Genomic DNA, 18,021 nt, shown 5'->3' with positions numbered 1-18,021 from the left:
GGCCAAACTTCTCGCTATGGGACAATGGGCCCATGGCAACAACTCAATCCGGAACCCACGTGGTCTATCAGGAGAAGGTCCGCCCCTCGATCGGCATGTGGATCCTCGTCGTAGTGGCGGCGGCGTCGACAGCGCTCATGGTCATGCCCGTCTGGCAGCTCGGCACCATCATCCTTCCAGTCGTCAGCTTCATCCTCTTCGCCTGGTGGCTGAACTCGCTGACGCTGACGATCATCGTCACCGAACGTCAGCTGTTCGTCGGCGAGGCTCATATCGACCGCACATTCGTCCCGAGCGCGGTTGCCTTCGACGGCGAGGAGGCCCGCCGGGCCCGCGGTGTCGACCTCGACGCTCGTGCCTTCCTCAAGATCCGCCCGTGGGCGAAGTCCGTCGTCCGCATCGACCTCGACGATGATTCCGACCCCACCCCGTACTGGCTCGTGTCCTCGCGGCACCCGCACAAGCTCGCAGCCGCCCTCAGCACCTGACACCCCCAATTGCTACCTGACGGCGGCCCAGCAACCTCGCGCGAGGTTGCTGGGCCGCCGTCAGGTAGCAAGGGGAGAGAGAAACGGAACGCGTCCTAAGAAGCGTTCCGTTTTCTGCGAAGAGAAGCGAATCAGCCTGCACAGTCCGTGCAGATCGGGACACCGCCTTCTTCGGTCGCAAGCTGCGAACGATGGCGGACCAAGAAGCACTCCATGCAGGTGAACTCGTCGTTCTGCTTGGGCAGGACCCGAACGGAGAGCTCTTCGTTCGACAGGTCCGCACCGGGAAGTTCGAAGCCTTCGGCTACTGCAGTCTCGTCTTCGTCGATCTTGCTCGCCTGGTCCTGGGAACGCTGGGCCTTCAGCTGCTCGATCGAATCGCTTTTGATCTCATCGTCTTGCTTGCGAGGTGCGTCGTAGTCTGTTGCCATGTGGCCTCATCGCTCTCTGTCCGGAGGGGGTGCCGAAGAGGAGCATATTCTCCTCTTCCGGGATGTGTCCCCAGCATTGTGCACTGTATGCTTGCCGTTGGCAAGATGGAATGAAGACCGAGTACGGTGATTCTCGTCACCAGCTTGTCTGCAGAGGCAGAGCACACATAGAGTTCACGAAGACCTCTGCAAGAATGCTTGTGATGGACAGCGCCGGCAGCACGCTCTGTCGGCAGATTACCGGGTTCGTCCCCTGTGGAGGCGGCCCGAGGAAGGACGGATCCACAATGAGTGAATTCGCTGATCAGCTCGACACCCGAATCGATGATGTCCGTCATCGCATTCACGAGGCCCGGTCCGCCGGTGACGACTTCCTCGTCGAAAATCTCATCGACGACCTGCAGAACCTCATGGAACTGGCCGGTCGCAATGATGTCGACACCGGCCCCATCGCCGAGGTGATCCAGGCCGAGACGGGCGCTCTGCCCGTCATTCCGAGCCCGGACGACTGCTGACGAACAGAAACACCTGAAGAAGAACCCTCCCCCGCCGAATCGGCGAGGGAGGGTTCTCTGCGTCCGGGCTCAGTTCGCGACGATCCAGTTCGGGTAGGTCGCACGTTCGATGCGGCCGCGGCAGCAGTCGATGCTGCAGGCTCCGCTGCCGGGCACCAGGGCCTTCGTTCCGGGCAGGGCGGGAGCGTCGACGTCTTCTCCGCGCAGCTGAGCGACACGCTCCTCGATGAGGTCGACGAGCCCCCTGACGAAGGCATCGTGAGTGCCGACGGTGCCGACCCGGGTGAAGTCGAGACCGAGCTCTGCGGCGGTCTCCTTCGCCTCGGTGTCGAGGTCGAAGGCGACCTCCATATGGTCGGAGATGAATCCGATGGGCACGAGCACGACACCGGTCACCCCTTCCTCGGCGAGTTCGGTCATCCGGTCATTGACATCGGGTTCGAGCCACGGCACCTCGGGCGAACCCGAACGCGAGCAGTAGACGAGCTCGGAGGGAACACGATCCGCTTCGTCCACACGCCCCATGAGGTGGTCGATGAGCTCTTCGTGCTGGGCACGGTAGCCGTTGGTGGTCACCTCGGAGGCGTCCTGCATGACGTTCGGGATCGAGTGGGTGACGAAGAGGATCCGGTGCTCGGCCGCGTCGAGCTGTCCGGCCTGGGCCCGGAAATCGGCGAGGCCTTCGCTCAGGCGGTCGGCACAGGCGTCGGCGTATCCGGGGTGGTTGTAGAACTGACGGATCTTGTCGATCGAGACTGTGAGGCCCTCGTCCTTGAGCGTGTCGATCGTCTTCGCGAAGTCTTCGCGGTACTGACGGCACGAGGAATACGACGAGTAGGCGGAGGTGTCGATCGAGAGGAACTGCGTGGCACCGTCTGCGGCCAGGCTGCGGACCTCATCGGTGAGATAGGGGTCCCAGTTGCGGTTGCCCCAGATCAACGGAGTCTCGATGTCGCGGCGATCGAGTTCGGCACGCAGCGCGGCCAGCAGAGCCTTGTTCTGATCGTTGATCGGCGACTTGCCTCCGAAGCCGAAATAGTGCTCCCCCACCTCCTCGAGCCGCTCCTCGGGAATCCCGCGGCCGGCGGTGACGTTGCGAAGGAATGGAACCACTTCTTCTGGGGCCTCCGGTCCTCCGAAAGACATGAGGACCAGGGCGTCGATGGGTGCAGTCGTATTCACGGTTTCGATCTTACAGACTGCGCCTCAACTCGGCCCGCTGTCCGCAGAGTGAGCCGTGCCCACTCACGGTGCAGACGCCGACCGGGTCGGCAGACGCCGACCGGCCCGGCAACATCGTTCGCGTCCGACACATTCGTGTCCGGTCTCACAGATTCACCCCGTTCAGAGCCGAACGGGCCCGTGATTTCGCGACTCGCGCGGAAATCTGCCCGGCACGTCGCACCGAACGTGACACGATGCTTCTGAGACGCGACAAAGGAGCTTAAGGCAATGCGTGAACTGATCTTGAACGGAGTCAACGCAGACGGCACCCATCTGCTGTTGAACGACGATAACGGGCTTCAGTACCGAGTCGTCCTCGATGAGGCTCTCATCGCCGCGGTCCGTAAGGACCGCACCCAGTCCAAGCCCGAGACTCCCGTGCGCCCAAAAGAGATCCAAGCTATGATCCGCGGCGGCATGGACGCCGAGGAGGTCGTCGCCTCCACCGGTGCCGACATCGAATACGTGCGCACCTATGAAGGTCCGGCCAAGGCCGAACGCGCACGCACCGCCTACCTCGCCAGCCGACACCCCATCTATTCCGATCATGATCCCAATGGTGAGCCGACTCCGCTCATCGAGCTCTGTCAGGAACGTCTGGCGATGCGCGATGTCGACATCGAGACGATGGAGTGGGACTCCTGGAAACAGCAGGACGGCAACTGGTACATCCAGCTCAGCTTCACTGCCGCCGACCGTGTCCGCACCGCCAGCTGGCATTACTACCGCCGTTCCCTGACCCCGATCGACGATGAGGCGAAGTGGCTCGCCGATTCCGGTCCCACCGACACCGGCCCGATCCCGAATTACGGCAGCGGTGCCGAACGCCAGAAGAACACCGAGGAGGTCGACGTCCTCCCCCGCGCGGATCAGTCCTCCGCTTCGATCGCCGCGGACGGTCCGGTCCGGCCCACCGCCGGTTCGGCTCCTTCGCAGCAGGCCCGCGATCACCAGGCCGAGACCGGCAGGATCCTGGAGAACCTGCGCAAGCGCCGCCACGCCGAGGAGGAGCCGAGAACCCGTCTGCGTGCGGTCACCGAGGATCCCGAGACTCATCCGCAGGGTGCGCACACCGCTCCCGGACAGCCCGAAGCCGCCACCGACGACGAAGTCTTCGCGTTCGAGGATTCCGCTCCGTCTCCTGATGAGCCGCTGGAGCCGACCGAGAAGGTCGGTGTCTTCGACGATGAGAATCAGCTCTCGCTGCTCAATGAGCCCGGGGTGAGCGATCACTCCGATCAGTTCCAGGACTCGGCTCCGGCGAAGGATTCGAAGCCGAAGTCGAAGAAGAACTCGCGCGCCTCGATCCCGAGCTGGGACGAGATCATGTTCGGCTCGAAGCGGGACTGAACTCAGACCCCCGAATGCTCGGCGCCGGGAATGCGCGTGCCGAGGTCGACGACCTCGTCGCCGTCCGTGATCAGGCGCCTGTCGTGGGTGACCATGACGACCGTGCGGTCGTTCAGGTTTCCCCGCAGGTCGCCGATGAGCAGATGTGCCGTTTCATCGTCCAGGTGCGCCGTCGGTTCGTCGAGGACGATCACATCAGCCCCGGTCAGAAGGGTTCGCGCCACTGCCAACCGCTGTCTCTGACCGCCGGAGATCTCCGCCCCTCGGTCGCCGACCCACCGGTCGAGTCCCTCGGCATCGGCCCAGTCGCTCAGTCCTGCGGCTCTCAGCGCAGAGATCATCTCGTCGTCCCCGGGCACCGTCGGCTGGGCCAGTGCGAGGTTGCCGCGCACGGTGGAGCGGAAGACATGTGCTTCCTGAGGACACCAGGCGATTCGGCCGACCAGGTCTGCCGGTGAGCGTGTGAGCATATCGTGGCCGGTGCCGTTGCGGTCACGGGCACTGTAGCGGCCGGACCAGGGGTCGAGGAACCGCAGCAGCACACTCAGGCTCGTCGTCTTGCCGGTTCCGCTGTCGCCGCACAGCACGGTCCAGCCGCCGCGTTCGGCTCTCAGGTCGAGTCCAGCGACGACGGGGCGGTCGTCCCAGCCCACGGTGATCGAGTCGAACTCGAGTGATCGGACACCATCGAGCTCCGTTGCGTCGCTGGGACCTCGCGTCGAATCCTCAGCCGCAGGGGCCGTCGCATCGGCGTCGAAGCCCACCCCGTGGGAGTCACGACCAGGCGACATGTCCGGCGTCGGCAGGCAGTCCAGTGCCGCTCCCAGGCCGGGCATCTGACGGAATGCCTCGAGCGCCGAGGCGAACACTTCGCCCAGTCCCAGCGCCATGAGGGAGAGCACGGCGACGATCTCGGTCGGAGCATCCGTGGTTGCTGCCAGGATCACAGCGGTGACGAACGTGTTCAGCTGCAGCCACAGTTGGGCGAGCCCGAAATTTCGGGCAGAGGCCTTCTGCTTCGCTTCGAGGTCGTTCTCCAGACCGGCCAACAGGTCGAGGACTCGGGTGTCGATCCGGTTCGTGCGCAGATCGTCTTTCGCGTGCAGAGCACGCGTGAGCACGGACAGGATCCCATTGCGGTCGTTCCGGATTCCGCATGCGAGGCGGCTCTCTGCCCGGACGGCGAGGATCGGGACGATGACGAGGTTGAGGGCGCCCACGAGGACGAACCAGCCCAGCGAACCCGAGTCGAGGAGCGCCGCGGTGATGCTCACGCCGATGACGACCATGACGGAGACGAGCGGCGGGAACAGGGTCCGCGGCACCAGGTCGCGGACGTCATCGGCGTCGGCGACCATCGCACGCAGCGCCGAGTCCGAGGTCAGCAGACGCCGATCGCTCATGCCGACGCGTTCGAAGTGCATCCACAGCCGCGTGCGGAGTCGCGTGAGTGCGGAGAAGATCGCCGAGTGGAGCCTGAGTCGGCTGACGTAGAGCAGCACGGACCGACTGAGTCCGAAGAACCGCACACCGACGATGGCGACCATGAGCAGCATGATCGGCGGCTGGTAGGAGGCTTCGACGATGAGCCACGCGGAGACCGCGGTCAATGCGATGGCCGCGAGGCTGGAGGCGCAGGCGGTGAGGGCTGCCACCAGCATGGTCGAGGTGAAGAGCGGAAGGCTCGAGTACAGAATCGACCAGCGACGACGCAGAGCCGACGTCCAGGTCTCGCCCGCGGACTGCTGCTTCTCGACGTCCGACTGCCTCTCGGTCACGGACCGAGTGCGGGGTTCGTCTCCGGAGCCCGCCCGGGCCTCCGACGCCGGGGCTTCCTCCCACGTCCCAGCGACAGGACCCTCGGCAGGGTCAGCCCGGCCCTGATCCGCCGCCGCGGTTGGTGCCGACGCCGCTGAATCCGCAATCCCGACCGCCTCGGTCCGGATCTTCTCCGGACGGATCTCGGTGTCGGCCAGGGCGCGGACCTGTTCGTCATGGCTGGCGAGGATCACTCGGTGGGTGGCGGCCGCCTCGGCGATCATGGCGATGACGATGTCGGCATTGTCGGCATCGAGGTGCGCGGTCGGTTCGTCGAGAACGAGCACCTCGGCCCCCTCACCGAGGCGGTGCAGCACACGCACCAGTGCCAGTCGTCGCTGCTGGCCGGGACTGAGCGCCGCCGTCTGCACCTGCAGATCGGTGGGCAGCCCGGCAGCCGACAGGGCGGTCCGCGCTCTGTCCTCGTCGAGCCCGAAGAGGGCCAGTTCGGTGCCGGTGGTCTCGGCGAACATGCGTGGGGCCTGCGGCACATAGGCCGCGGTCACGGGCGCGACGGTGGTGTGCGCATCGGCAGGCAGACTGCCGACCAATGCACTGAGCACAGTCGTCTTGCCTGACCCTGACCGGCCGCTGATCGTCGTCACTCCGGGCCGGGTGTCGATGGTGCCCGACCAGGTGATGAGCGTGCCGTCGGCATAGTGGACCTGCTGATCACCGGGCCGGCCGGCCGTGTCAGGGCCGGTCTCCACCGTCGTCGCCTCATCTGCCGGCTGTGTCTCCGACAGCAGTGCCTGGGCTCTCCCCCGGGCTTCACGGCCGTTCTCGCTCGCATGGTAGCCGGCGCCGAGCTCGCGCAGCGGGATGAAGCATTCGGGCGCGATGAGCAGGACGAGCAGTCCGTCGCTGAGATCCATCGTCCCGTTCACCAGACGCAGACCGATGACCACGGCCACGAGCGCCACCGAGATCGTGGCGATGAGTTCGAGAGCCAGGCTGGAGAGGAAGGCGATGCGCAGCGTGGACAGGTTCGCCTGATGGTAACGCTCCCCCAACTCGCGCAGTCGGCGGGCATGGTCGCGTGAGCGCCCGAGACCGATGAGGACGGGAAGCCCCTCGGCGAGTTCGGCCAGATGGTCCGAGAGTCGCTCCAGAGCGGCCATCGTCTCCGAGGTCGACTCTGCCGTGTAGCGGCCGATGAGCACCATGAACATCGGCACCAGCGGCAGGCACACCGCGATGATGACGGCGGAGAGCACATCGCTGAAGACGATGCGCGCCAGCAGCACGATGGGCACGACTGCGGCTGCGGTCAGGGCCGGCACCACCGTGGTGAAATAGTCGTCGAGATCGTCGATTCCCCGTGTGACCGTCACTGCCGCGTTCGTCCGCGGCCGTCCCTGACCGCGCAGCAGACCCGAGAGGATCGAGGAGCGCAGACCGCGTTTCGATTCGGCGGCCAGAGAGGTGCCCAGACCCCGGTCGAGCCAGAGACCACCGCCGCGCAGCAAGGCGCCGAGGGCTCCGAGGACCAGCCACAGTCCGGGCGTGCTGTGGCCGATGATGGCTCGCACCAGGGCTTCGGCGATGAGGACGATTCCCACCGCCCGGCACAGGGCGGAGAACACTGAGAGCGCGAACCCCCGCCGACCGGTGGGCAGTTCGAGCAGAATCGACAGGGGGGAGCTCACGACCGGATCGCCACCGGCAGCTTGTGCGCTTCCGGAATGTGGGTCTCGGCGATGCGGCCGAGGAACATCCGGTAGCTGAAGATCTGGTAGGCGATGATGATCGGCAGGATCACAATGGTCACGATGAGCATGACGTTCAAGGTGTAGTCCGACGAGGAGGCCGAGCCGATCGTCAGCGAGTTCGCCGGATCGATCGTCGAGGGCAGCACGTTCGGGAAGACGCCGGCGAAGACCGCGGCCAGACCGGCGATGAGGTAGATCCCGTGCAGAAGGAACGCCCGCTTCTCGGCACCGGCGCGGACCGCGAAGAACGCGGCGATGAGTGCGGCAAGAGCGACGAGCACCGGGACGACGAGCCAGGTCCGCTGTGTGATCGAGTAGGCGAACCAGATGAGGAACGGCATCGCGGCCGGCAGCATGATCCTTCCGGCCCAGCGCCGCGACCTCGTCCGGACCTCGCCCTGGGTCTTGAGACCGAGGAAGATGAGCCCGTGGGCCAGGGAGAAGCCGAGTCCGCCGAGACCGCCGGCGAGCACCGGCCAGGACATCCAGGCGAAGGCTCCGCCGATCAGATCGCCGTGATCATTGAGCGGCAGTCCGATGGTCGTCAGTGCGAGCATCGCACCGATGCAGAAGGCTGTTCCGGCCGAGCCCACCGCCAGCGCCCAGGTCCAGAATGACTTCCACCTCTCCGAGTGGCCCTTTCCGCGGTATTCGATGGCCACGGCACGGAAGATCAGCGCGAGCAGGCACAGCGTCAGCGGAATGTAGAGCGCGGAGAACAGTGAGGCGTACCAGTGTGGAAAGGCCGCGAACATCGCACCGGCCGCGGTGATCAGCCAGACTTCGTTGCCCTCCCAGACCGGACCGATCGAGTTGAGCAGCACGCGTTTGCTGCGTTCGCTGCGGCTGAGGAAGGGCATCATCATGCCCACACCGAGGTCGAATCCGTCGAGGAACAGGTATCCCATCCAGAGCACGACGATGAGGACGAACCAGATAGTGGCGAGGATTTCCATCGTGACCTTCCCTCAGTACGCGAACGACAGGACGTCGTCGCCGTTGTCGGTGATCGTGGGTTTCGTATTCGTCTGGTCGAGCTCAGGCATCGCCGAGGCGACTCCGCCCTTGACGTACTTCGTGATCAGACGCAGTTCGACGGCCATCAGAACCCCGTAGACGGTGGTGAGGCTGATCAGTGAGAACAGCAGCATCGCCGGTGTCACCTCGGGTGAGAGTGCCGCCTGGGTGTACATGTACACCCCATCGAGCTGTGCCGGGTTCGGGGCGACGACGAAGGGCTGACGTCCCATCTCGGTGAAGATCCAGCCGGCCGAGTTCGCGAGGAACGGCGCCGTGATGGCCAGGACGAATCCCCGGCTGAGCCACTTCGACTCGGGCACCGTGCCCTTGCGAGCCAGCCACAGTCCGATGACGCAGACTCCGGCGGCCAGGGCGCCGAAGCCGATCATCATGCGGAAGCCCCAGTAGGTGACGATCATGATCGGCTGGTAGTCAACCGGTTCGCCGGCATGGTCGCCGTACCGCGGATCGTCGGGGATATGGGTTCCGTAGCGCTCCTGGTATTCCGGCAGCAGCGTCGTCACACCGTGGACCGGGGTGTCGAAATCGCCGTTGGCCAGGAAGGACAGCAGACCGGGGATCTCGAAGATGTTCTGCACTCCGTCGCAGTCGTTCGAGGAGGGGTCGGCGATCGTGAGGACGGAGAACTGGGTGCCGTCGTGGCAGGCCGCCTCGGCGGAGGCCATCTTCATGGGCTGCTGATCGAACATCAGCTTGGCTTGGACATCACCGGTGATCGAGACTCCGGCGAAGGCGATGACGCCGACGATCGCGCCGATGCGCAGAGACTTGATCCACACCGTGTGGTCAGTCTTGTCCCGCCCGGGCAGTTCCTCCGACGAGCCGACGACGACCTTGCCGTCGGCTCCGACGCTGTCGATTCCGGCCTTGCGCCGGTGGTAGAGGTGGTACCAGGAGATGCCGAGGAGGAAGGACCCGCCGACGGCCAGGGCACCGAAGATCGTGTGTGTGAACGCGGCGATGGCGGTGTTGTTGCCCAGCACCGCCCAGACGTCGGTCATCACAGGCCGACCGTCGACCATGTCGACGCCGACGGGATGCTGCATCCAGGAGTTCGCGACGATGATGAAGTAGGCCGAGACCCACGTGCCGATGACGGCCAACCACAGAGAGCCGAGGTGGACCGCGCGGGGCAGGCGACCCCAGCCGAAGATCCACAGGCCGAGGAAAGTCGACTCGAGGAAGAACGCCAGAAGGGCCTCCAGAGCCAAGGGGGCCCCGAAGACGTCACCGACGAAGCGAGAGTATTCGCTCCAGGCCATGCCGAACTGGAATTCCTGGACCAGGCCGGTGGCCACACCCATGATGAAGTTGATGAGGAAGAGCTTGCCGAAGAACTTCGTGCTCCGCAGATACACCTCATTGCCGGTGCGGTGGTAGATCGTCTGCAGGACAGCCACGAGCATGCCGAGTCCCAGGGTCAACGGCACCATCCAGAAGTGGTAGACCGTTGTGATTCCGAATTGCCACCGACCGATGAGGACCGGATCCAGCTCCATGGGCGCTCCATTCAGGTTTCACGAGAGCATTGTTTCTACGTCATGTAGAATTCTACAACCCGTAGAAGCGGCACCCTCATGGTTTCATCATTCAAGACTCCCGGTACCAAGTATGCCTTCCCGCAAGGACACCTGACCAGGATCACACTCCGCCGAAACCCCAGGTGCCTGTGTGGAATTCGACAGACTGTAGAGATATACTGGAGCGATCAGACCGACAAAGAAATTGAGGGCGAAAGAACTGTGGGAACACTGGGTGAACTCGAACGCAGCGTCATGGACGCCATCTGGGTCCACGACGACGGGTTGAGCGCCGCCGAACTCCGCGAAGTCCTCTCGGACCGCGAGCTCGCGCTGACGACGGTCCATACGGTCTTGTCTCGACTCGAGAAGAAGGGCTTCGTCACTCGTGATCGCAGCATCCGTCCGCACCGCTATATCGCGGTCTCGACCCGTGAGGATCATGTGGCGGAGCTGATGACCGAGATGCTGTCTCAGGCACCGGACCGTCAGGCTGTCCTCGCGCGCTTCCTCGGCACCGTCTCGGAGGCCGACACCAAGGCGCTGCGCAATCTGCTCGGGCGCAATCACTCGACGCAGTCCTGACCCAGGCCGGTCACCTCAATGACCATCGTGGGACTTGTTCTGGCCGTGCTGGCTTTTCTGCTGGCATGGCCCATTCCTGCGGCACTCGCTCGCTTCCGCGGTGACCCGATCTCCGAGGTCGTCCTCTGGCAGGCCGTCGGACTCTCCGGAGGACTGTCCCTCATCGGCGCCGCCCTCGCTTTCGCCGTCGCCCCTGGCACGACTAGTCTTCCACAGGGACTCTTCGACCTCTTGCGGGGCAAGGACCACACTCAGCTGTCGCTCCTGGCGTGGATCTTCCTCGTCATCGCCGTGCTCCTCATCGGCCGGCTGCTCGGCTGCCTGGTCCTGACTCTCTATTCCGCGCGCAAGACTCGTCTGCGCCACGACGAGATCCTGCATCTTCTCAGCGAACCGTCGATCACCTACCCCGACACTCGCATCATCACCACCGATGAGGCCGTTGCCTACTGCCTGCCCAAGGGGCCGCGGAAGGGCACTGCAGTCCTGTCGACCGGTCTGCTCAAGGCCCTCGATGAGGATGAGCGCACCGCCGTCATCGCTCATGAGAGGGCGCATCTGGATTTCCGGCACGATGTGCTCGTCATTCCTTTTGCCGCATGGCATCGGGCACTGCCATACTTCTCAGCCACGGCGATCGGGTTGAATTCGGTGAATCAGCTCATCGAGCTCATGGCCGATGATCAGGCTCGCGACCACGTCGATCCGCAGATCCTGGCTCAGGCGGTGAGCTCGGCCGCGGCGATCAGTCCCGAACACCGCAGTGATCTGTCCGCCCAGCGCATCCGAAGGCTGTCACGTCCCTTGGATCCGGCGCGGATCCCCGTGCGGCTGATGTCGATCGGACTGGCCGTGCTGCTTCTGCTCCTGCCGACTCTGCTCATCGTCACACCGTCCGCATTCGGCATCTGAGCCCAAGCCGGTGATCGGCCTGGGCTCAGAGGGGACGGACTGACTCAGCTGTCGGTCTCAGCTGTCGATGCGTTCGGCATCGAGCACGGCGGCACCGGAGACGATGAATTCCCTGCGCGGACCGACAGATGATCCCATGAGGAGTTCGAAGGTGTTCTCCGCCATCTCGGCATCGGCCATCGTCACCCGACGCAGGGTGCGCATGCTCGGGTCCATGGTCGTCTCGGCCAGCTGGTCTGCGTCCATCTCACCCAGGCCCTTATAGCGCTGAATGGGTTCCTTGTAGGTCTTCTTCTGCTTCTCGAGCTTCTTCAGCAGAGCATGGAGCTCCGCTTCGGTGTAGGTGTAGATGATGTCGTTGGGCGTTCCGCGCTTCGTCACGACCTCGACTCTGTGCAGCGGAGGCACTGCGGCGAAGACGCGACCGGCTTCGACCAACGGCTTCATGTACCGGAAGAACAGGGTGAGCAGCAGAGTGCGGATATGGGCACCGTCGACATCGGCATCGGTCATGATGACGACACGTCCGTATCGGGCGGCATCGATATCGAAGCTGCGCCCGGAGCCGGCGCCGATGACCTGGATGAGAGCTGAGCATTCGACGTTGGCGAGCATGTCGGCCAGGGTCGCTTTCTGCACGTTGAGGATCTTCCCGCGGATGGGGAACAGCGCCTGGTGGTCGGAGTTGCGGGCGGCCTTTGCCGTGCCCATCGCCGAGTCGCCCTCGACGATGAACAGTTCCGTGTTCTCCACTCCGTTGTCGCGGCAGTCGTAGAGCTTCGCCGGCAGCGAGGAGGCCTCCAACGCGGTCTTGCGTCGCTGATTCTCCTTGTGGGTGCGGGCGGAGATGCGTGACTTCATCTCGGCCACGACCTTCTCCATGAGGACCGCGGCCTGCTGCTTCTCGGCACGTTTGGTCGAGGCGAGCACCTCTCCGAGCTGTGTCTCGACGGTCTTCGCCACGATCTGTCGCACAGCTGCGGTGCCGAGCACCTCCTTGGTCTGCCCCTCGAACTGGGGTTCGGACAGCTGCACGGTGACGACGGCGGTGATGCCGGCGAGCACATCGTCCTTCTCGAGTTTGTCCTTGCCGACCTTGAGCTTGCGCGCGTTGGCGTCGACGGCCTTGCGCATCGCCTTGAGACAGGCCTGTTCGAACCCGGCGAGGTGGGTGCCGCCCTGTGGTGTGGCGACGACGTTGACGAAGGACTTCAGCTTCGTGTCGTAGCCGGTCCCCCAGCGCAGTGCGATGTCGACGCCGACCTCACGTTCGACTTCCTTGGACTCGAGGTGGCCCGAGGAGTTGAGCACCGGCACGGTCTCCTTGAACGTACCGGTGTTCTGCAGACGCCAGGTGTCGGTGATCGGCGGGTCGATGGAGAGGTGGTCGACGAATTCGGTGATTCCCCCGTCGAACTTGAACACCTCTTCGCGCTCTGCGATGACGGCGCCGGTCTCGTCACGGGCGACCCCGCGACGGTCGACGATGCGCAGTTCGAGGCCGGGGACGAGGAACGCGGTCTGACGGGCGCGTTCGACCAGATGCGGGTAGTCGAACTGGGCTTTGGCGAGGAAGATCTGCGGATCGGCCCAGTAGTGGACACGAGTGCCGGTGGCACCGCGCTTGGCCTTGCCGACGATGTCGAGACCGGTCGGCTCCTGGAAAGCCTCGAACGGGTTGTCCGGGCTCGGGGTGCCGGAGGAATCGTCGAAGCGTCCCGGCACACCTCGGCGGAAGGACATCTTATGCACCTTCGATCCGCGGGTGACCTCGACGTCGAGGCGTGCGGACAGGGCGTTGACGACCGAAGCTCCGACTCCGTGCAGACCGCCCGAGGCGGCGTAGGACGAGCCGCCGAACTTACCGCCGGCGTGGAGTTTGGTCATGACGACCTCGACTCCGGTCAGGCCGGTCTTGGGCTCGATGTCGACGGGGATGCCGCGGCCCTTGTCGGTGACGGCCACCGAGCCGTCGGCGGCGAGTTCGATGAGGATCTCGGATCCGTATCCGCCGAGGGCCTCGTCGACGCAGTTGTCGATGACCTCCCACAGGCAGTGCATGAGACCGCGGGAATCGGTCGTGCCGATGTACATGCCGGGTCGCTTGCGAACCGCTTCAAGACCGGACAGGACGGATAGGTGCCTGGCGCCGTAGCTTTCGTCTTCCACACAATTCCTCTCGTTCGATTAAATTCTAATCGCTGTGCGCTCAGGACCCTATTCTCTGCGGGTCGTGTCGGGAACCGATCCGGACGAACGCACCGATGGGCACCGCAGAGCTGAAACAATGGGGCCATGCGTCAACGCCTGCTCGTGCCGATCCTCCTTGCCTCTGCCGCTCTCTGCCTCCCCGGTCTGGCGGCCTGCTCCGATGAGTCGTCTGCTCCGGGGCAGACGAGTCACGCGGCTGAGACCGCCGGTCGGTCGGCGTCTGCCGACACGGGCGTCGAAGAAGAGGGGAACCCGAGCGAGACCGCCTCGGCGAAGGCAGACGAAGCGGTCCTGAAGGGGAAGGTCATCGCGATCGATCCGGGCCACAACGGCGGCAATGCGCAGCACCCGGAGGAGATCAATCGACAGGTTCCGGACGGACGGGGCGGAACGAAGGCGTGCAACACCACGGGCACGTCGACGAACTCGGACTACCCGGAAGCCGATTTCACATGGGCAGTGGCGCAGAAGCTGAACACGTCGCTGACCGACGCCGGGGCGGAAGTCGTGCTCAGCCGCAAGGACAACGAAGGAGTCGGACCGTGTGTGGATGAGCGCGGGACTTTCGCCGACGATGCGGATCTGCTCGTGAGCATCCACGCCAACGGCAGCGAGTCGAGCTCGGTGAAGGGCTTCCACATCATCGCTGCCGACCCCGGTGAGGACGAGAAGACCGAGAAGGCCTCCGTTGATCTGGCGAAATCCGTGGGGAGTTCGATGGGTGAGGAGTTCACTCCGAACAGTGCCTACGGAAAGGATGCGATCAGCCGACGGCCGGACCTGGCCGGGTTGAACAATGCTTCGGTTCCCGCCGTCATCGTCGAATGCGGAGAGATGCGCAATCCGTCCGAAGCGAAGATCATGGAGTCGAAGTCCGGGCAGAGGAAATACGCCGACGCCCTCTTCGACGGCATCGTCGACTGGTTCTGAACCGCGCCCGGCGCCTCCGATTCCGAACCGGATCCAGCCGCTGGTTCTGAACCGTGAATGCCGAACGCCCCTGGGAGGTTCCCAGGGGCGTTGGCAGCTGACGGATCCGCTCTTGGAGCGGTCGAGGCGAAGCGCAGTCGAGGCGAAACTCAGTCGAGGTAGTCGCGCAGCACCTGCGAGCGGGACGGGTGACGCAGCTTCGCCATGGTCTTGGACTCTATCTGGCGGATCCGCTCACGAGTGACGCCGTAGACCTTGCCGATCTCATCAAGGGTCTTCGGTTGGCCGTCGTTGAGGCCGAAGCGCATGGACACCACTCCGGCTTCACGCTCGGAGAGCGTGTCGAGCACGGAATGCAGCTGCTCCTGGAGGAGGGTGAAGCTGACCGAGTCCGAGGGCACAACGGCTTCGGAGTCCTCGATGAGGTCGCCGAACTCCGAGTCGCCGTCCTCGCCCAGCGGGGTGTGCAGCGAGATCGGCTCCCGACCGTACTTCTGCACCTCGACGACACGCTCGGGTGTCATGTCGAGCTCTTTCGCAAGCTCTTCCGGGGTCGGTTCGCGCCCCAGGTCCTGCAGCATCTGGCGCTGCACACGGGCGAGCTTGTTGATGACCTCGACCATGTGCACCGGGATGCGGATCGTACGGGCCTGATCGGCCATCGCGCGGGTGATGGCCTGACGGATCCACCAGGTGGCGTAGGTGGAGAACTTGAAGCCCTTCGTGTAGTCGAACTTCTCGACGGCGCGGATGAGGCCTAGGTTGCCCTCCTGGATGAGGTCGAGGAAGAGCATTCCACGGCCGGTGTAGCGCTTGGCCAGCGACACGACGAGTCGGAGGTTGGCCTCCAAGAGGTGGTTCTTCGCGATGCGACCGTCGTGGATGATCCACTTGTAGTCCATCGTTTCGCGAGGATCGGTCACCTCTCCGCCGTCGAGCAGGTGCTCGGCGTACATTCCGGCCTCGATGCGCTTGGCCAGGTCGACCTCCTCGGCGGCGTTGAGCAGTGCCACCTTGCCGATCTGCTTGAGGTAGTCCTTGACCGGGTCCGCGGTCGCACCGGCGGAGACGACCTGCTGGGCAGGTGCATCTTCTTCGTCGGCATCGGAGACGATGAAGCCTCCGGCCTCGGCCACGGCGGCGTTCTTCTCCTTCTCCTCCGAGTTCTTCGTCTCGGTCGCCTCGGCGGGGCTCTCCTCTGTGGCCAGGGCGTCCGCTGCCGGTTCGACCTCCTCGGTGGTGTCGATATCGTCGTCGGCCTTCTTCGCCTTGGTCTCCTTCTTGGCTTCCTTGGCGGCGGTGGCCTTCGTCACGGTCTTCTTCGGAGCAGCCGTCGACTTGGTCTCAGTGGTCTTCGCGGCGGTCGTCTTCTTTGCAGCAGTCGTCTTCTTCGACGCAGCCGTCTCCGTCTTTGCGGCAGTCGACTTCGCAGTCGTCTTCGCGGTCGCCGCCTTCTTGGCTCCAGCGGACGTCTTCTTCGCAGTGGACTTCGACGCCGCAGTGGTCTTGGATCCACCGGTCGAGGTCGTGCCGGCCGTTCCCTCCGACTTCTCCGTCACCGTTGTGGATTCCTTGTCGACTCTGGGCACGTGTTCACCTTTCGCGAGCGTTGAAACTTCCCCATGCATTCGGACAGTACTAAGACCCAAGTCAAGTGGTCCGCGTGCGGTCCGGGGCGAACGCATAGTTCGCCCATCCTGCAATGACTGGGTCAACGCTTAATTTTCTCACGTTATTCCCTGCTTTGCGAATCGGCCCGCGAAGACTCCGGGGCGATACGGCCTGTCTGCCCATGAGAACGAAGGGGCCGGCGAAACTGTTCCCGCTCGTCGAGACTCAGACAGCCGAGCTCTGGGTCTCCGCCAGCCACCGAGGCAGGCACCCCATGTTCACGGCATTGATGATGAGTTCGGCCAGACCGTGTTCGGATTCGAGTTCGACGGCGGCCAGCGCATAGTTGAGCGCCATCGTCGAGCCGCCCAACGCCCATTCGAACCAGGCGATGACGGCATAGGTGTTGGCTCGAGCCTGCGGGTGCCCTGCCCGCAGGTAGACCTTGAGGAAGGCGATGGCGAGCAGAATGTCCCGCGGCCGCGGAGCACGGGATGAGAGTCCGACGAGCTGCTGGGCGGCGTGAGCCTGGGAGACGATGCGGCGGCTCATCGCACAGAGCTCATCACCGTCGAGTTCCCTGACCTGGGAGGGCGGGAAGTCGGGGTGGTCGAAGCTGAGGATCATCTCGAGGGCGTCACGTGACCAGATCTCGACGAGCAGGGTATCGAGAGCCATCACCGTCGGCAGGTCCATCAGGTCGTGGATGCGCACCTCGTCGACCGGTTCGTCCTCGTGTCGCATCGCTTCCAGCCGCGGGTAGACGTCGGCGAGGATGGCGAACGCCTCGTCCGTGCCCATCCACTCCTGAGACCGCCCGCGGCGGCTGTCGGCGAAGGCCTCGGCCGGCATCGGGGAGATGACCAGGTCCTCGGGATCGGCGACCGGGTTGGATCCGCCGGCGACGAGTTCCGTGGCACACGCCGAGGTGGTCGCTTCGATCAGCGGTGTGCTGTCGTATCCGTCCTCGTCGATGCGGCCGAAGTGGTCCTGGTTGACCCACCATGCGCTGAGCGTGTCGACGCTTCTGGCGGCGAAGGTCATGGCCAGTTCGTCGATCGCCGCTCGGATGAGGCCGCGGTGGACCTCGGCGTATTCGGAGTCGGCACCGGCCCCGAAGGCACCGACCGGCTGGTAGTCATCGTCGTAGAGGACGAGGAAGACACCGGTCACCCTGCAGGTGCGCATGATGAGGTCGGCGTACCAGCCGCCGCCTTCGGACAGCGTCTGAGCCGCACTCTCCCGGTCGAAGTCGACGCGCATCGTCGTCGAACTGGTCTGGGCCCCGGTCTTCTCGGTGCCGACGATGACGGCGACGAGGCTGCGCCGCGGGGTGTAGCCCAGTGTGTGGGGAATGATCCCGATGATGTCTTCGGGTGAGCGGGCCGGTGTCTTCATTGTGTCCTCCGTGGTCGGGGCGGGTCGTGTCGGCCGGAGCGGTTCCCGTACCCGGGACGGCACCTGCGCCGGTGGTGGTTCCGTGAGTGGGTCCCACTCCATCCGATCCCGGGTCGATTCCTCCAGATCCGGCTCCGAGCCTGTGGACGGCCCGAACCTGCCCACAGCGCCCTGGTGGTTGAGTCGAGGCCGGCGTCCCCACGAGAATCAGCTCCGAATTGCTTCCAGCCCCTCGCTGGCATACAAGTGAGGGGTGGCGAAGAGACGGATATACA

General features: G+C 64.6%; 14 protein-coding genes. 6 read left to right on the top strand and 8 right to left on the bottom strand.

The window, feature by feature from the left end:
- Positions 1 to 32: 32 nt before the first annotated feature.
- The gene (locus GUY37_RS07925; protein WP_152348807.1) at positions 33 to 488 is read left to right on the top strand and encodes a DUF3093 domain-containing protein; all 456 of its coding nucleotides are present in this window, start codon (positions 33 to 35) and stop codon (positions 486 to 488) included.
- A 131-nt stretch (positions 489 to 619) separates the two neighbouring features.
- Here the strand turns inward: GUY37_RS07925 and GUY37_RS07920 are convergent, their stop codons facing one another.
- Entirely contained in the window at positions 620 to 919 is a 300-nt protein-coding gene (locus GUY37_RS07920; RefSeq protein WP_101546971.1) for a DUF4193 domain-containing protein, read from the bottom strand.
- Between the two features lie 287 nt (positions 920 to 1,206).
- On the opposite strand from GUY37_RS07920, the gene GUY37_RS07915 reads away from it, so the two are divergent.
- On the top strand, positions 1,207 to 1,434 hold the full coding sequence (locus GUY37_RS07915; protein ID WP_152348808.1) for a hypothetical protein: 228 nt from the start codon (positions 1,207 to 1,209) through the stop codon (positions 1,432 to 1,434).
- Positions 1,435 to 1,503: 69 nt separating this feature from the next.
- Here GUY37_RS07915 and GUY37_RS07910 read toward each other — a convergent pair whose 3' ends face one another.
- On the bottom strand, positions 1,504 to 2,616 hold the full coding sequence (locus GUY37_RS07910; RefSeq protein WP_166824217.1) for a ferrochelatase: 1,113 nt from the start codon (positions 2,614 to 2,616) through the stop codon (positions 1,504 to 1,506).
- Between the two features lie 270 nt (positions 2,617 to 2,886).
- Between GUY37_RS07910 and sepH the strand changes: the two genes are divergently transcribed.
- Entirely contained in the window at positions 2,887 to 4,008 is a 1,122-nt protein-coding gene (gene sepH, locus GUY37_RS07905) for a septation protein SepH (protein WP_166824215.1), read from the top strand.
- 2 nt (positions 4,009 to 4,010) lie between these two features.
- Here the strand turns inward: sepH and cydC are convergent, their stop codons facing one another.
- Genes cydC through GUY37_RS07890 form a run of 3 tightly spaced genes read right to left on the bottom strand, consistent with a single transcriptional unit; the run spans position 4,011 to position 10,078 of the window.
- Positions 4,011 to 7,475 carry a thiol reductant ABC exporter subunit CydC gene (cydC, locus tag GUY37_RS07900; protein WP_166824213.1) on the bottom strand — a complete coding sequence of 1,155 codons (3,465 nt, stop codon included), beginning with the start codon at positions 7,473 to 7,475 and terminating at the stop codon, positions 4,011 to 4,013.
- Positions 7,472 to 8,494, bottom strand: coding sequence for a cytochrome d ubiquinol oxidase subunit II (cydB, locus tag GUY37_RS07895; RefSeq protein WP_166824210.1), 1,023 nt, complete (start codon positions 8,492 to 8,494; stop codon positions 7,472 to 7,474). The genes cydC and cydB overlap by 4 nt, the downstream gene beginning before the upstream one ends.
- A gap of 12 nt (positions 8,495 to 8,506) precedes the next feature.
- Positions 8,507 to 10,078 carry a cytochrome ubiquinol oxidase subunit I gene (locus tag GUY37_RS07890; RefSeq protein ID WP_208094796.1) on the bottom strand — a complete coding sequence of 524 codons (1,572 nt, stop codon included), beginning with the start codon at positions 10,076 to 10,078 and terminating at the stop codon, positions 8,507 to 8,509.
- A 243-nt stretch (positions 10,079 to 10,321) separates the two neighbouring features.
- Here GUY37_RS07890 and GUY37_RS07885 point away from each other — a divergent pair, with 243 nt between their 5' ends.
- Together GUY37_RS07885 and GUY37_RS07880 are read left to right on the top strand one after the other, a co-directional pair.
- Positions 10,322 to 10,684 carry a BlaI/MecI/CopY family transcriptional regulator gene (locus tag GUY37_RS07885; RefSeq protein ID WP_039210305.1) on the top strand — a complete coding sequence of 121 codons (363 nt, stop codon included), beginning with the start codon at positions 10,322 to 10,324 and terminating at the stop codon, positions 10,682 to 10,684.
- A gap of 18 nt (positions 10,685 to 10,702) precedes the next feature.
- Positions 10,703 to 11,596, top strand: a complete 894-nt coding sequence (locus GUY37_RS07880; protein ID WP_152348813.1) for a M56 family metallopeptidase — start codon at positions 10,703 to 10,705, stop codon at positions 11,594 to 11,596.
- A gap of 57 nt (positions 11,597 to 11,653) precedes the next feature.
- Here the strand turns inward: GUY37_RS07880 and GUY37_RS07875 are convergent, their stop codons facing one another.
- Positions 11,654 to 13,765 carry a DNA gyrase/topoisomerase IV subunit B gene (locus GUY37_RS07875; RefSeq protein ID WP_166824206.1) on the bottom strand — a complete coding sequence of 704 codons (2,112 nt, stop codon included), beginning with the start codon at positions 13,763 to 13,765 and terminating at the stop codon, positions 11,654 to 11,656.
- Positions 13,766 to 13,891: 126 nt separating this feature from the next.
- Here GUY37_RS07875 and GUY37_RS07870 point away from each other — a divergent pair, with 126 nt between their 5' ends.
- Positions 13,892 to 14,737 (top strand): N-acetylmuramoyl-L-alanine amidase, encoded by an 846-nt coding sequence (locus GUY37_RS07870; protein WP_166824203.1) that lies wholly within the window; start codon positions 13,892 to 13,894, stop codon positions 14,735 to 14,737.
- Between the two features lie 149 nt (positions 14,738 to 14,886).
- Here the strand turns inward: GUY37_RS07870 and GUY37_RS07865 are convergent, their stop codons facing one another.
- Both GUY37_RS07865 and GUY37_RS07860 read right to left on the bottom strand, forming a co-directional pair.
- Entirely contained in the window at positions 14,887 to 16,365 is a 1,479-nt protein-coding gene (locus GUY37_RS07865; protein WP_152348816.1) for an RNA polymerase sigma factor, read from the bottom strand.
- Between the two features lie 208 nt (positions 16,366 to 16,573).
- A complete protein-coding gene (locus GUY37_RS07860; RefSeq protein ID WP_166824200.1) occupies positions 16,574 to 17,746 on the bottom strand; it encodes a DUF4192 family protein in 1,173 nt (390 codons plus the stop codon).
- Positions 17,747 to 18,021: the final 275 nt, after the last annotated feature.

Source organism: Brevibacterium limosum (genome assembly GCF_011617705.1).
In the GTDB taxonomy this organism is placed as follows: Bacteria; Actinomycetota; Actinomycetes; order Actinomycetales; family Brevibacteriaceae; genus Brevibacterium; species Brevibacterium limosum.
The sequence above is the reverse complement of the archived record's forward strand: the minus strand, read 5'-3'. Positions and strand labels throughout refer to the sequence as shown.

Bases quoted from the DNA above. Each gene is read 5' to 3' on its own strand.
- GUY37_RS07925 (WP_152348807.1), top strand. From the start codon at position 33: ATGGCAACAACTCAATCCGGAACCCACGTGGTCTATCAGGAGAAGGTC.
- GUY37_RS07920 (WP_101546971.1), bottom strand. From the start codon at position 919: ATGGCAACAGACTACGACGCACCTCGCAAGCAAGACGATGAGATCAAA.
- GUY37_RS07915 (WP_152348808.1), top strand. From the start codon at position 1,207: ATGAGTGAATTCGCTGATCAGCTCGACACCCGAATCGATGATGTCCGT.
- sepH (WP_166824215.1), top strand. From the start codon at position 2,887: ATGCGTGAACTGATCTTGAACGGAGTCAACGCAGACGGCACCCATCTG.
- cydB (WP_166824210.1), bottom strand. From the start codon at position 8,494: ATGGAAATCCTCGCCACTATCTGGTTCGTCCTCATCGTCGTGCTCTGG.
- GUY37_RS07890 (WP_208094796.1), bottom strand. From the start codon at position 10,078: ATGGAGCTGGATCCGGTCCTCATCGGTCGGTGGCAATTCGGAATCACA.
- GUY37_RS07880 (WP_152348813.1), top strand. From the start codon at position 10,703: ATGACCATCGTGGGACTTGTTCTGGCCGTGCTGGCTTTTCTGCTGGCA.
- GUY37_RS07870 (WP_166824203.1), top strand. From the start codon at position 13,892: ATGCGTCAACGCCTGCTCGTGCCGATCCTCCTTGCCTCTGCCGCTCTC.
- GUY37_RS07865 (WP_152348816.1), bottom strand. From the start codon at position 16,365: ATGCATGGGGAAGTTTCAACGCTCGCGAAAGGTGAACACGTGCCCAGA.
- GUY37_RS07860 (WP_166824200.1), bottom strand. From the start codon at position 17,746: ATGAAGACACCGGCCCGCTCACCCGAAGACATCATCGGGATCATTCCC.